The sequence below is a fragment of the Enterococcus avium ATCC 14025 genome (genome assembly GCF_000406965.1).
Classification (GTDB): Bacteria; Bacillota; Bacilli; order Lactobacillales; family Enterococcaceae; genus Enterococcus_A; species Enterococcus_A avium.
Genome location: NZ_KE136369.1, coordinates 1 through 14,036 on the forward strand (window position 1 = coordinate 1; position 14,036 = coordinate 14,036).

General features: G+C 35.7%; 10 protein-coding genes and 5 pseudogenes. 10 read left to right on the plus strand and 5 right to left on the minus strand.

Annotation, left to right across the window (positions count from 1 at the left end; all coding sequences use genetic code 11):
* Positions 1 to 569 (plus strand): IS256 family transposase (locus OMU_RS21990; RefSeq protein WP_016182046.1); only part of this gene is annotated, 569 nt, incomplete at its 5' end.
* 122 nt (positions 570 to 691) lie between these two features.
* Here OMU_RS21990 and OMU_RS23075 read toward each other — a convergent pair.
* Both OMU_RS23075 and OMU_RS21995 read right to left on the minus strand, forming a co-directional pair.
* Positions 692 to 889 (minus strand): annotated as a pseudogene (locus tag OMU_RS23075) (integrase core domain-containing protein); the annotation flags it as partial.
* A gap of 140 nt (positions 890 to 1,029) precedes the next feature.
* Positions 1,030 to 1,809 (minus strand): annotated as a pseudogene (locus OMU_RS21995) (IS3-like element IS1485 family transposase); the annotation flags it as partial.
* A gap of 75 nt (positions 1,810 to 1,884) precedes the next feature.
* Between OMU_RS21995 and OMU_RS22005 the strand changes: the two are divergent.
* Positions 1,885 to 3,047, plus strand: a protein-coding gene (locus OMU_RS22005) for an IS3 family transposase (RefSeq protein WP_115341634.1) whose coding sequence is annotated in 2 segments (ribosomal slippage) — positions 1,885 to 2,161 and positions 2,161 to 3,047 — 1,164 coding nt in all. Because the reading frame shifts where the segments join, the coding sequence is not laid out codon by codon here.
* 149 nt (positions 3,048 to 3,196) lie between these two features.
* On the opposite strand, the gene bsh is transcribed toward OMU_RS22005, so the two are convergent.
* Positions 3,197 to 4,171, minus strand: coding sequence for a choloylglycine hydrolase (bsh, locus tag OMU_RS22010; protein WP_002287105.1), 975 nt, complete (start codon positions 4,169 to 4,171; stop codon positions 3,197 to 3,199).
* A 161-nt stretch (positions 4,172 to 4,332) separates the two neighbouring features.
* Between bsh and OMU_RS23615 the strand changes: the two are divergent.
* Together OMU_RS23615 and OMU_RS23245 are read left to right on the plus strand one after the other, a co-directional pair.
* Positions 4,333 to 4,589, plus strand: a pseudogene (locus tag OMU_RS23615) (hypothetical protein).
* Between the two features lie 193 nt (positions 4,590 to 4,782).
* A pseudogene (locus tag OMU_RS23245) lies at positions 4,783 to 5,183 on the plus strand (transposase); the annotation flags it as partial.
* A gap of 113 nt (positions 5,184 to 5,296) precedes the next feature.
* Here the strand turns inward: OMU_RS23245 and OMU_RS22025 are convergent.
* Positions 5,297 to 6,459 (minus strand): IS3-like element ISEfa8 family transposase gene (locus tag OMU_RS22025; protein WP_115341635.1). Its coding sequence is split into 2 segments (ribosomal slippage): positions 5,297 to 6,183 and positions 6,183 to 6,459, totalling 1,164 coding nucleotides; the frame shifts between segments, so codons are not numbered across the junction.
* A gap of 801 nt (positions 6,460 to 7,260) precedes the next feature.
* Between OMU_RS22025 and OMU_RS22035 the strand changes: the two genes are divergently transcribed.
* Entirely contained in the window at positions 7,261 to 7,974 is a 714-nt protein-coding gene (locus tag OMU_RS22035) for a helix-turn-helix domain-containing protein (protein ID WP_016182050.1), read from the plus strand.
* Between the two features lie 1,115 nt (positions 7,975 to 9,089).
* On the opposite strand, the pseudogene OMU_RS23255 reads toward OMU_RS22035, so the two are convergent.
* Positions 9,090 to 9,236, minus strand: a pseudogene (locus tag OMU_RS23255) (ISL3 family transposase); the annotation flags it as partial.
* A gap of 51 nt (positions 9,237 to 9,287) precedes the next feature.
* Here OMU_RS23255 and OMU_RS22040 point away from each other — a divergent pair.
* The 5 genes from OMU_RS22040 to OMU_RS22060 all read left to right on the plus strand — a co-directional run bounded on the left by OMU_RS22040 (position 9,288) and on the right by OMU_RS22060 (position 14,025).
* Positions 9,288 to 11,309: a BglG family transcription antiterminator gene (locus tag OMU_RS22040; RefSeq protein ID WP_016182052.1), complete on the plus strand. Its 2,022-nt coding sequence runs from the start codon at positions 9,288 to 9,290 to the stop codon at positions 11,307 to 11,309.
* Positions 11,310 to 11,464: 155 nt separating this feature from the next.
* A complete protein-coding gene (locus tag OMU_RS22045; RefSeq protein ID WP_071875980.1) occupies positions 11,465 to 11,860 on the plus strand; it encodes a PTS sugar transporter subunit IIA in 396 nt (131 codons plus the stop codon).
* A gap of 26 nt (positions 11,861 to 11,886) precedes the next feature.
* Entirely contained in the window at positions 11,887 to 12,345 is a 459-nt protein-coding gene (locus OMU_RS22050; RefSeq protein ID WP_016182054.1) for a PTS sugar transporter subunit IIA, read from the plus strand.
* Between the two features lie 16 nt (positions 12,346 to 12,361).
* Positions 12,362 to 12,640 carry a PTS sugar transporter subunit IIB gene (locus OMU_RS22055; RefSeq protein WP_016182055.1) on the plus strand — a complete coding sequence of 93 codons (279 nt, stop codon included), beginning with the start codon at positions 12,362 to 12,364 and terminating at the stop codon, positions 12,638 to 12,640.
* Positions 12,641 to 12,651: 11 nt separating this feature from the next.
* Positions 12,652 to 14,025, plus strand: a complete 1,374-nt coding sequence (locus OMU_RS22060) for a PTS galactitol transporter subunit IIC (protein ID WP_016182056.1) — start codon at positions 12,652 to 12,654, stop codon at positions 14,023 to 14,025.
* Positions 14,026 to 14,036: the final 11 nt, after the last annotated feature.

Consider the following 14,036-nt stretch of genomic DNA (forward strand, 5'->3'; position numbering starts at 1 on the left):
AAGCACGTGGTGTCGAAGATGTTTTTTTCATTTCTATGGATGGGGTTTCTGGTCTTGAAGAAGGCGCAAAAGCGATCTTTCCATCGGTAATTGTTCAGCGCTGTATTGTTCATCTTGTTCGAAATGCATTGCGCTATATTCCAAGTAAGGATTATAAGGAAGTCTGCCGAGATATGAAAAAATTCTACGGTGCTTCGTCTCTAAACGCTGCACATGCTGCTTTTGACAGTTTTCAAAATCGGTGGTCTCATTATTCTGGTGCTGTAGATGTCTGGAAACGGAACTTTGCACATGTTGAACAACTATTTGATTATGGTACTGCCATTCGAAAAATTATGTACACTACCAATGCGGTTGAAAGTGTTCACTCCAGCTTCAGAAAAGTCACAAAAAAAGGAGCGTTCTCTAATGAGAATGCACTCCTAAAACTACTTTATTTACGCACGAAAGAATTACACGCGAAGTGGTCAGGTGGTCGAATTCAAAACTGGGCTATGGTGCTTAATCAGTTAATGATCAACGAGACCTTCTCCTCTAGAATTGAAAAGTATGCGATTTACCTTCCGTAACAACGGTAGGTTTATTCAACTACGTGTCCGATCAAAATTTATCTGATTTCAAAATAGCCAAGAGAATTATGGTTGTTAAAAACTCTTAACTATTTAACTTCCACAGTTTAGTTGACAAACCCCAACCGTACTTCTTCAATTGAATGGAATGAACGGCGATTTAATTCTTCTTTTTTCATATATTTAAAAAAAGCTTCGGTAACGGCGTTATCCCACGGATAACCTGGTTTTGAAAGTGAGTGGACAATCGGATGATCCTCTATAAATTTTCTAAATTCAAAAGAGGTATATTGAGACCCTTGATCTGTATGAAAAAGAACAGAACTCGTTAATGGAATGGCAACAGTTTTTTTGACAAATTTTATAAGGTGCAGAACTTCTTTCCGTATACTATTCCGATTGTCCTAGACAATGAGCCTCCTCGGATGTGACGATCTTCGGCAGGAGCTAACAGTTAAAGTTAGACTGCCTCGCTAGCGTTAGCACATCCGAGCTCATTATCAAGGATTCGCTGCGCCAATCTCTGGTTACGGTAACCAACCAGTGTCTCGTAGCCAAGTGTACCGTGCAACCGAAGGTGGTTCCACCAATTGACATAGTCAAATAACTCCAAATCCAATTGTTGTAAGGTTTCAAATGTGTATTGACAGACAAATTCTACTTTCAGCGACTTATAAGTTGATTCAGCTACGGCATTATCAAAAGGACAGCCTTTATGACTCAATGATCGATTGATGTCAAAAGTTGTTAATAATTCATCAATAGCTTGGTTATCAAACTCTTTTCCACGATCAGTATGAAAAATCTCAACCTCTGTCAGAGGTTGTTTGATACGGCTAAATGCTTTTTTTACTAGAACGGCATCTTTATGTTCTCCACAAGAATAGCCGAGAATTTCTCGATTGAACAGATCCAAAATGAAACAGACATAATTCCATTTTTTCCCGACTCGTACATAAGTCAAGTCTGTTACGATCGCTTCTAATGGGTTGTCTCTTAAGAATTTACGATTCAATACGTTTGTCGTTTTGGCTTCATTGCAAGTAGAATGATGTACTTTAAAATAAGCAACAGTATAGCTCGATTTTAATCCTCTATTTTTCATGATTCTACTAATTTTTCGTCGGCTGATCTGAATGCCTCGTTTTGATAAGGCTTTTTTTATTTTTCTTGAGCCGTAGGCCTTTCGGCTGCAGATAAATTCTTCAGCGACTACTTCTTCAAGTTCTGATTCGTCTTTCTGAATCGGCTACACTAGACTAGACAGAAAAAATAAGGTGTGTAGAATAATAAAAAACACACTGGAGGATTTTTCATGTCAAGACGTCAACGAAGAACCTATTCAAAAGAATTCAAACAACAAATCGTCGATCTCTATCTCGCTGGTAAGCCTCGCGCAGAAATTATTCGAGAGTATGAGCTTACGCCTTCTTCTTTCGATAAATGGATGAAGCAAGCACAATCAACGGGCCCATTCAAAGAAAGAGACAACTTAACACCAGAACAAGCAGAATTGATCGCACTAAGAAAGAAAAATAAGCAACTCGAAATGGAGAATGATATTTTAAAGCAAGCGGCGCTGATATTCGGACGAAAAGACAAGTAATTGATGCCAACAAGCATAAATATTCCATATCAGCGATGTGCAAAATTCTAAATATTTCTCGTCAAACCTACTATTATCAAGCGAAACCGATCGAAAATGAGTCCGACTTAGAAGAGATCGTTCAGGAAGAGTTTATTCGAAACCGAAAGGCTTACGGTACCCGAAAATTGAAGAAGTGTTTAGCAAAGCGTGGGCTTCAACTCAGTCGGCGCCGAATCGGTCGAATCACGAAACGCCGCGGATTGACATCTACCTATACGATCGCTCATTTTAAAGGGCAACGAACAGCTTGTAATGAAGCGAAAACAGCGAATGTATTAGATCGGACCTTTACACAAGAACAGCCATTGGAAGCCATCGTTACGGATCTTACTTATGTTCGCGTGGGGAAAAAGTGGCATTATATCTGCTTAATACTTGATTTGTTTAATCGAGAAATTATTGGTTATTCCTGTGGTGAGAAGAAAGATGCCTCATTGGTAAAAGAAGCCTTTGGACGGATACCGTATTCTTTAACAGACGTCAAGCTTTTTCATACAGACCGGGGAAAGGAATTTGATAACCAAACCATTCATGAGATTCTGAATGGTTTTGGAATTACTCGTTCATTGAGTAGGAAGGGTTGTCCGTATGATAATGCCGTTGCGGAATCAACCTATAAATCTGTCAAAGTAGAATTCGTGCATCAATACCAATTTGAGACACTGGCACAGCTACGTCTAGAATTGTTTGATTATGTGCATTGGTGGAACTATCTACGCTTACATGGCACGTTGGCGTATGAAACACCGATCCAAATTCGACAACAGAGATTGGCGAAGCGAATCCTTGATAATGAGCGCGGATCTGATACCTCTGGAGAGGCAGCGTAATTGAATGATTGTGCTTCTGCCGGAGAAAATCAGATCCGAGGATGCTCATTGTCAAGGGCAATCGGAGCCATAACACCGCAGCATTCACAACACCTTATAATTTTTGTCAAAAAAAGTGTTGCCATTCCAACTCAACCACAACATACTAACTAATTTATATATTTAATTTGTTGTTTTTCTATAATTGGATAACTAATTAACTTATGACTATCTAAGTCTTCTTTATTCATATCAATTGCAGTAATTTGGCTGTCTTCATATGTCCGATAATAATAGATTCCTTTGTCAACATTGCAACAAGAAGAATAAATTGTATATTCATATTTTCCATCACCAACATCACACAAACCTTTTTGTTGTTCTACTGAACCTAAGATATGGAAAAATTGACTAATACTTTCTGACTCTGAATCTCCAGATACAGAATTCAGCTTCGTAAAAGTCGCTTTAACAAAACGAGATACTGAGGATAAATCTCCAGGCAAGCCTATCCCTCCCATACCGCGGCTATAGGCATTCAAACTTATTTGATTTGAAAAATTATTTTTAGGAGTTTCACTCGATAAGACACGATAATTGTTTAAATTAAATAATTGATAGTCAAATGAAGGATTATTGGTAAGAACGCCCACAGGGTTATCATATATATGAAGTCCATCTTTCATACTTTCAATGACAATTGATTTTTCTTTATCAGCTAATAGCCAATGTAAAGGGGATAAAGGAAGTTCATCACTATAATTTATATTTGCTAAATTGATATTTTTTAACAATTTTTTAGCTTCTCCTACTGTTGAGCATTGTCCTAAAATCCAAGGAATAAATTCAAAAGGAGATACATTGTCTTTCCCTTCTTGTATTTCTTTATAATCAGCATACCCAGAAAAATTTAGCCCAGCCATACTCAATCCTTTTTCATTTGTCGCATCGTAATAAAGAGGGTAGTCAGCTATACCAGCGGCAATACCAATCATTGCATAATGAGTATCCAAATCATTTACCTTTCGAAAATTCAACTTATAATTTCTTGGAGTAACAGTGACTACTTCGTTGTAAGATATTTCATAATCAAAATTCCTTCCAAAATAATGATCACTTGTTACATAAGTAATAGACGTACACATAGTTTATTCCTCCTAAATATTGTTCTGTCCACGTTCATTTACTCCAAAGTTTTCCTCATTTCAAAAGAAAATCACAGAATACACGAAGAAGCGTTTCTATTTGTATAAACTATATCAAAGTTCTATACTTAAATTATCAAATAAAAAGGACGTGAAGATAAATGTCAAATTTAGAAAACAAAGAAGAAAAAGTTGTAAACAAAATTGTTTCTGTTGTCAATAAACTGGATAAAGAGTTAGACGAACTTGATACGTTATCTGAAAATCCAGAAAAAAAACATAACCTAAAAAATGGTTAGTTGAACGAAAGGCTATTCATGAAATTAAAAAAGTTCTTCATGAAGCTGATAAATATGAAAAATATGATGAAAAAGAACTTGATAAAGAATTTAAAGAAATCAATGACTTATTACTATAATTGATTTATACGACTCATTTTTGAGTCGTCAGACTGCAAACAACACTCTAAATTTAGGAGTTTGTCTACAGTCTGAATAAATTTTAAATTTATTGTCCATAATGTTATTATGAATTTATGGATAGGCTACAATTAACTAGACAGAAAAATTAAGGTGTGTAGACTAGAAGAAAACATACCAGGAGGAATTTTTATATCTAAGAGAACACGAAGAACTTTTTCACAAGAATTCAAGCAACAAATCGTCAATCTTTACTTAGCTGGAAAGCCACGTGTAGAAATCATTCGAGAATATGAACTAACGGCTTCAGCATTTGACAAATGGGTAAAGCAATCTAAAACGAGTGGTTCATTCAAAGAAAAAGATAATCTTACGCCTGAACAAAAAGAATTGTTAGAACTACGTAAAAGAAACCAGCAATTAGAAATGGAAAATGATATTTTAAAGCAAGCAGCGCTGATATTCGGACGAAGAGACAAGTAATCGATGCGAATAAGCATCTTTACCCTATATCAGCGATGTGCAGAATAATAGGTCTATCACGTCAGTCCTATTATTATCAATCAAAACCAAAGAATGGAATGGCAACACTTTTTTTGACAAAAATTATAAGGTGTTGTGAATGCTGCGGTGTTATGGCTCCGATTGCCCTTGACAATGAGCATCCTCGGATCTGATTTTCTCCGGCAGAAGCACAATCATTCAATTACGCTGCCTCTCCAGAGGTATCAGATCCGCGCTCATTATCAAGGATTCGCTTCGCCAATCTCTGTTGTCGAATTTGGATCGGTGTTTCATACGCCAACGTGCCATGTAAGCGTAGATAGTTCCACCAATGCACATAATCAAACAATTCTAGACGTAGCTGTGCCAGTGTCTCAAATTGGTATTGATGCACGAATTCTACTTTGACAGATTTATAGGTTGATTCCGCAACGGCATTATCATACGGACAACCCTTCCTACTCAATGAACGAGTAATTCCAAAACCATTCAGAATCTCATGAATGGTTTGGTTATCAAATTCCTTTCCCCGGTCTGTATGAAAAAGCTTGACGTCTGTTAAAGAATACGGTATCCGTCCAAAGGCTTCTTTTACCAATGAGGCATCTTTCTTCTCACCACAGGAATAACCAATAATTTCTCGATTAAACAAATCAAGTATTAAGCAGATATAATGCCACTTTTTCCCCACGCGAACATAAGTAAGATCCGTAACGATGGCTTCCAATGGCTGTTCTTGTGTAAAGGTCCGATCTAATACATTCGCTGTTTTCGCTTCATTACAAGCTGTTCGTTGCCCTTTAAAATGAGCGATCGTATAGGTAGATGTCAATCCGCGGCGTTTCGTGATTCGACCGATTCGGCGCCGACTGAGTTGAAGCCCACGCTTTGCTAAACACTTCTTCAATTTTCGGGTACCGTAAGCCTTTCGGTTTCGAATAAACTCTTCCTGAACGATCTCTTCTAAGTCGGACTCATTTTCGATCGGTTTCGCTTGATAATAGTAGGTTTGACGAGAAATATTTAGAATTTTGCACATCGCTGATATGGAATATTTATGCTTGTTGGCATCAATTACTTGTCTTTTCGTCCGAATATCAGCGCCGCTTGCTTTAAAATATCATTCTCCATTTCGAGTTGCTTATTTTTCTTTCTTAGTGCGATCAATTCTGCTTGTTCTGGTGTTAAGTTGTCTCTTTCTTTGAATGAGCCCGTTGATTGTGCTTGCTTCATCCATTTATCGAAAGAAGAAGGCGTAAGCTCATACTCTCGAATAATTTCTGCGCGAGGCTTACCAGCGAGATAGAGATCGACGATTTGTTGTTTGAATTCTTTTGAATAGGTTCTTCGTTGACGTCTTGACATGAAAAATCCTCCAGTGTGTTTTTTATTATTCTACACACCTTATTTTTTCTGTCTAGTCTAGTGTAGCCGATTCATGGAAGCAGAGGAGGTTCTTCGTTTAAAACAAGTAACAGGACTAAAAAGAGCTTTTATGGATCATAAGTTTAGTGAATCTTGGTATGAATTTGTATCAAAAAATTATAAAGTTTCTAAGGAAAATGAGAAGCAAATTTAGCTACCTGAAGAAAAGTAAAGGAGTTTATTTCGATGTATCACCTGATAGTTAGATTACAATTTAACTAGGCAGAAAGCGTCCAGCTTTTACATGTCAGGAGTGAATGTCGCTAAGGGGAACTGATTCATTACTTAGAATGAATCAAGAACTGTAGAAGCTACGGGGAAAACCAATGAAGGGAAATAATTACCATAAGATATAGTATATCAACTTTCTATGATGGATACCTGTTTCTCAAAAAACGTATTTCATTTTCACTTTTAGAAAATGTTAAGTTTAGAGGCTATCTAACTCTCTTACTTAATCAGATAATCGTGTTACGATAACTTCTGATTATATAGTGAAAGAGAATTTTTTGCGTTCAGATTTCTTGACTACGCCTAAGATAAAAATTCGAAGAAATGCTTATTACATTAACATTGAATACAGAAAAACTGATAAATTTTAAAATAGTCCAAAATAGAAAATTAAAAAAATATTTGGATGTGATTACGAAGTTATAGCGTTGAATTGATTTGAAACATGTATGACTTTGAATAAATAAAATCTTGTTGTTTATTGTTATTTTAGAATAAGGAGTGTAATTTATGACAAGAGTATTAATTGTGACAAAAAATTTGTTGGCAGAACAAAGTTTGCAGGATGTTCTGCAACGTTCAGACATTGAAGTGTATTGTTCAAATGATTTGATGAATGATACCATTTTTTTATCGCAAATTGTCAAGTATTTTTCAATGGTCATTTTCAGCGATACGGTTTCCAATTTTGAAATTTCAAAATACTATTCTTTTTTTCAAAAAGAAGGATTACTCATTTTAAGAAAAGGAAATAAGGAAGATTTGAAAAATTCGGATTTTTCCTACTTGCTTAATGAAATCAGTGCCTGGATTGATCCCAAGATGCCAGATATTATGGTTATTGAAAAAATAGCCAAATTAATGAACAATCAAGAAAGGCTCGCTTCTTCCTTGAATGAAAGGAATCATAATCTTTTTTCAAAAAATGAAAATAATTCGAAAGGATTTTTTTTCAGCCTTTCACCAAATGAAAAAAAGTTTTTGTATTACTTATATCAGTATCAAAAAGACGGAAGGATTGTGTCACGTAATGAGCTATGTAATTTAATTTGGGGATCAGATGTAACCAATTCAAGGTTATGTCAGTTATCTAATTTAAGTAACCGAATTAAAATGAAACTTGAAATGAATCATTTTCCAGAGGGGGAGTTAATAAACTTACGGAATAAAGGATATCTTTTAGGAGATTTGCTACTTATTGAAGTTGGAGAAAATCTAAGTTAACAAAATGAATTTATTAGATACCTCTAATTTTGTTTAGAGAACTAAATAATGTTCAGTTCAAGTTATTCAGAAGAAACAGGTGTTAGTATCAAATCATAGAATGATTTTCATAGAGACAAAACAAATTAAACCTATCTACGACATGAACTGCTTTCCGTATGCAACTCATGTCGATAGTGATTATCCACATAGTTATTAAAATAGTAAAACGGCATGTTTTAACCCTTACTTTCAAGTAAATTTTATCAAGTGCAGGAGTGAAATATCAACAACAGCAGATGGCCTTATTTGATGATATAAATCCGCCATTTAGATAATTAAGAATATGAAAAATCTTTCTAAGTTTCAAATTGATGGGAAAATAGAAATTGATAAGGTAAACAAAGAAATACTGATATTAAATGGCATAAATACAATTCGAGATGTTCGCAAAAAGTAAAGAAAATCGCTGTAAAAGATGTTTTTTTATCTTTTGTATTTGTAAAGCATAACAAAATGGCAAAACACTATTGAGTAGCATTATTTCAGATGTCGTGTATTATAATTTTGCAATTAATAGTGATTTATCTTGATGCTTATAAAAAATAGGAAATAAGCAAATAGCGGTGATAAATAAGTTAGATAACCACCACAACAACTGAGGTTTTAAAAAATGATATTAATATAGTATAAAAAAATAGCGATTTAGTTAACTTAGATTATTAATGAATCATATACTCGAAATAACGTTTTTAGTTGGATAGAATAGAGATGTGTAAAATAAATTACAAAAAAGAACATCTAACAAAAAGATGTTCGATAATTTTACTTACATTTAATCGATATGATCAGATCATGATTGATTGCATCGTTTGCAACCAATAAATTTAAAACCAGTATCTTTGTTAAGACTGTACAAATATTCAATAGCTTGTTTACAGTTATCAAATCTCCCTACAATTTGTCTGCGGTTTTCATGAGGGAGAGAAGGACAAAACAAGGTGTGCACTAAATGCTGTCCTTTATAATTGGCTTTTTTGTCACAAATAAAATATCGCATAATGTAGTCACCTCAAATTGTATTTTTATTTGAGAAAAATTATAGCAAAATTTTTCATTTATTAAAATACTTTCAATGTTAGTTGATGGTGTTCATCAACTAAGTCCGATTTCGCAGAAAATGTTTGTCCGCAATCATGGCAGAGAAAACCACTGCATTTTAATTCTAAAATAGTAGTCAGCTTTTCTTTGAATTTCAACACCTGAGTGCGTGTCGTATAGGATCTGTAGATTATTTAATCTATTGAAACAGAAAATGAAAGGAGTTTCTAGAAGTGGAAAAATTCGTATTAAATGATAGCCAAGTAAGAATCGTCACTATGCTACTAGATAACGAAGAGCCTCTAATGATTAGCGATATTCAAGATAGTACGCATCTCTCCAAACGATCTGTATATAATAACTTGAAAGTGATCTACGAATATTTTCAGAAAATAGGATTTTCTGATTTTTCGATTCGGGAGCAAAAAGGACTGTTTTTAGATCCAGAGGAAAAGAGAATCTTAAAGAACACGCTGAGGTCCAGTCAAACAGAGTTGGTTCTTTGTCCTGAACAGCGAGTGATTTTGATTGCCTGTTACTTAATGTTTCCAGAGAAAAAAATTTTGATTGAATCAATTGAAAAAATGTGTCAGGTTTCACGAAATACAATCATTTCAGATATTAAGAAAACGAAAATAGAATTGGAAAACTATCAATTAACGATTGGCTATTCTCCTAAAATGGGCTATCAGATCGAAGGAAAATTGATCAATAAGAGAGAGGTATTCCTATTTTTCATTGAACGTCTATTAAAGTTTGTCGATATTCGTTTGCTTACTTTTCTGAATATCAACGATGTAAATGAAAATTTTAATAAGTTAAAAATCATATCAAATGAATTAGATAGTAGTTACAATGAGGAATCCCTACTGGCTTTAGCGGCGCTTCTTTCTGTCATCAGGCGCGGTGATGAACGTTATGAGTTCAGTATTAAGGAACTACATTTTATTCAGGATACGATAGAATTAGCTAAAGTAGATGAACATTTTACGGAGTTCTCGATCCATGACCGCTTCTACTTGACTGTGCATCTGTTGGGGACCCGATCGGCGACCGAATTCAAAATCGACAGAGAAAAGAATGTTGAGCTATTAAAATTATCAGAAAAGATCGTTGAGAAATTTGAAGTCGTCACCAATAATACGCTATTTGATAAAGATACGTTAGTCAACGAAATTTATCTACATTTGAGTTTATCCCTCCATTATCATGAATTATCCATACAAGCAGTGAATCCATTGTTGGAAGAGATTAAGACGAATTACTCAAGCATTTACTCCGCAACAAAAATCGTCTGTGAATCCTTAAAAAATGATTTTCTTGTTCCCATATTTGAAAGTGAGATCGCAAATATCACGTTGCATTTAGGGAGTCATTTAAGAGATCCTTTTGAAAAGAGCTCTAGCAAACGAGTTCTGATCGTTTGTCCAAGCGGTCAATCAACTTCAAATTTGTTACAGGTGGAAGTGACAAAGCTATCTCCAGAGATCAAGGTCGTTGGCGCTTCTGCTATCAGTGATATAGCGGATAAAGAATCGGAATTTGATTTCATTATCTCGACCATTGATCTGGACACAGAGTTTCCTTTTATCAAAGTAAATCCGATTTTGACAAAAGAAGACAAAGAAAAAATTGCCACCGTTCTTTTTTTGAGTCAAAGTCGCTACCATGCGGATGATCAGCAAATCAATGGTTTGTTTGATATTATTGCTCGATATGTGGAATCGGAAAAAATGCCGATTATCACGAAAGAAATCATTGATTTTGTCAATCATTCTAATCCAATCATTAAAGTTGAACATGAATACCGTTATTCTTTAACGGAACTAATTGGCCAGCATAATATTCAAATCGCCGCAACTCCTTTAGGTTGGCGTGAAGCGGTAGCGATGGCAGCAGAACCGCTAAGAGCGACCAAAACGATTGATCAGGAATACGTGGAAGAGATGATCCGCCTAGTGGATGTATACGGACCGTATATTGTATTAGGGAAAAATGTCGCGTTGGCCCATGCGAAACCAGAGAATGGTGTCAATCGATTAGGGATATCTATGCTGGTGTGTCCAGAAGGCATTTATTTTGATGAGGAAAATGAGATCAACGTTCTATTTGTTGTCGCGTCGCCTAATGAGTATGAGCATCTCAATTACCTGAATGATATTTTGAAATTCGCGAAAAATTCCGATGCTGTTAAAAGCATCATTCAAACAAAAAATGTAACAGAATGCTATGAATTAGCTAAAGGAATGTTCTAGTTTTTAGAGAAGTCCAAGATGGTGCACACTCTTTGTGCACCATCTTGGACTTCTTTTTTGCTAGCGTTTTCACTATATTGTAAGTACAGATAAGAAATGTAAAAACAACGAAGGAGGGGAGGAATATCTTACCTTATAGCCTAATTGTACAAATATTGGAGGAAGTGAATGGCTGGAAGCAATTGACCAGTTTCGTGGCTGACCAGCTAATAAAAAATGAACAGGAACGAAGTAACTACAAAGATGAAATTAACGAAAGCCTAGAACAATTCGGACCTTATTATTTACTGCCTAATGTCATCTTGTTTCACGGAAAGCCAGATAAAAAGTATTCAAATGCATTAGTAATTGTGAAACTGAATAAAGCGTTCACAGCTGTTGAAGATAACTTGCCCGTCAAACTGATCGTAGGAATGACTGCGGAGGATTCAAATGCTCATTTGAAGGTGCTTCAGCATTTAGTTGAAAAGCTAAACGTTTATCAGAATGTTGTCGACATATTGTCGGCAAAAAAAAAGGAAGAAATAGAAAAAGTAATACACGAATTCTAGTAATCGTTTGAGGAAGGAGGAAGCAAATGAATGACTTTGAATTTTTACCAGATCTGATTTATTCTGATCTGCGCGTAGCAGATCAAAAAGAGGCGATTAATCGTCTAGCAGAATTATTGGAAAAAAGTGGATTAGTAGGAGGAGATTACAAAAAGGATGTACTTTCGAGAGAGAAAGTATTTCCCACTGGAATAGCAGTCAAAAGCGGGGCCGTTGCTATTCCTCATGCCAGAAGCTCCAAAGTTTTTGGAAATGGAGTAGCCGTTGGAGTTCTTGATAGACCTGTCATTTTTCATTCTATGGAAGATTGTGATACAGAGATCGACGTTGAAATCGTCATGCTACTTGCGATTTCCGAGTCGGATAAGCAACTGAAGATGCTGCAGACAATCATGAAAATGTTAAGTAAGGAAGAATTCATTCTTTTGTTGAAAGAAAAAGAGAGCGAAGAAGAGATAGCACAGCTATTGAATAGTTTTTTATAAATAAGGAGGGAAAACAATGGAAAAAACAGTCGTTATTGCGTGCGGAGCGGGTTTAGCTACATCTTCAATGGTAAGGGATAAGATCGAAGAGGTATTGAGTGAGAATAATATTCGGGCCAATATCATTCAAACAACACTAAATGAATTGGAAGGATACGATGACAAGGCAGATATATTCATCACAACAATGAAGATCAATTCAGACTATACAACACCTGTGGTCCATGGGAGTGCCTTTTTAACAGGGATTAATGAAGAAACAGTCATTGAACAAATTGTAGAAATCTTAAAATAAGGAGGTTAATTATGCTAGTAGATATCATTCAATACATTGTTGATCTTGGCAGCTATGTTTTTGTTCCAATTTTAATGTTTATTATTGGGTTGATTTTTGGGCTGGGCTTTTTAAAAGCACTAAAGGCGGGAGCTACAGTTGGTATCGGACTCATTGGTGTATCGATTGTTAGTACCTTGACAGCAGAATCTTTATCTCCAGTCATTCAAATCATGGTGGAACGCTTGAATTTGAATTTGACTGCAATTGATGTAGGGGGCGGACCTGCAGCAGCCGTTGGTTTTGGTTCTTCCTTAGGCGCAGTACTGATCGTGGTGATCTTAGTTCTGAATATTGTGATGGTCTTTTTCAAATTAACGAATACAGTGAATGTAGACATCTATAACTTTTGGTATTTTGCAATTACAGCCGGGTTTGTCAATCTGTTAACAGGTAGCTTCATCGTTGCGATTTTAGCCGGTGTGACTCATGCAGTATTAGGATTGAAGATCGCAGATATCACAGCGAAGAAAACCCAAAAAATTATTGGTATCGAAGCCATTTCGATTCCTCATGGTTTTGCTGCAATGAGTGCGCCTTTGTTCATTGTATTAGACAAAATTTACGACTTTATACCATTGTTTGATCACAAAGACGAAAATGAAATCAAAAATGAAAAAGGGATTGCGAATGTTATTGGGACGATTTTTGGCGATCCGTTGTTCTTGGGATTAATTCTGGGGGCAGTCTTTGGAATCATTGCTCAATATGATGTTCCTGGCATTCTTGAAGTAACAATGAAAACTGCCGGAATCATGGTTCTATTCCCTAATATGGTCAAATTGATTGTGAATGGATTGATCCCAATTTCAAATCAGGCGAAGAAATTCTTTGCTACTAAATTCAAGGATCGTGAGTTATATATCGGCTTAGATTCTGCTGTTACTATTGGACATCCTGTTACTATCAGTGTTGGTATGTTAATGATTCCTGTATTTATGATTTTTGCAGCAATTTTACCAGGAAATACGACACTTCCACTAGGCGAGGTACCTTTCGCAGCGTTCTACGTTTGTTTTGCTACAATTATCCACCGAGGAAATCGTTTAAGAACAATCGTATCAAGTGTGATCTTTATTCCAATCGTTTTGTGGATTTCTAGCTGGGCGGCGCCACTGTTTACACAATTAGCAGATAGTGCCGGTTTGAGCTTCGTTCAGGAAGGGCAGCAAGCAACGACCATGGCGTTGGGGAATTTTGGTATCTGGTTCCCAACAATGATCGCACAGATTCCAACGGTTGGACCGATCCTGTTGGTGGCAGTCATTCTAGTGGTAATATTCGGCGGAAAGATGATCGAAAATAAACGAAGCGCAGAAGAAACGAGTGCGACAGAAAAAGTATAAAGAAGAGATGA

What these genes read in the sequence shown, in the direction of transcription:
- bsh (WP_002287105.1), bottom strand. Translation starts at nt 4,171, where the DNA reads ATGTGTACGTCTATTACTTATGTAACAAGTGATCATTATTTTGGAAGG.
- OMU_RS22035 (WP_016182050.1), top strand. Translation starts at nt 7,261, where the DNA reads ATGACAAGAGTATTAATTGTGACAAAAAATTTGTTGGCAGAACAAAGT.
- OMU_RS22050 (WP_016182054.1), top strand. Translation starts at nt 11,887, where the DNA reads ATGAATGACTTTGAATTTTTACCAGATCTGATTTATTCTGATCTGCGC.
- OMU_RS22055 (WP_016182055.1), top strand. Translation starts at nt 12,362, where the DNA reads ATGGAAAAAACAGTCGTTATTGCGTGCGGAGCGGGTTTAGCTACATCT.
- OMU_RS22060 (WP_016182056.1), top strand. Translation starts at nt 12,652, where the DNA reads ATGCTAGTAGATATCATTCAATACATTGTTGATCTTGGCAGCTATGTT.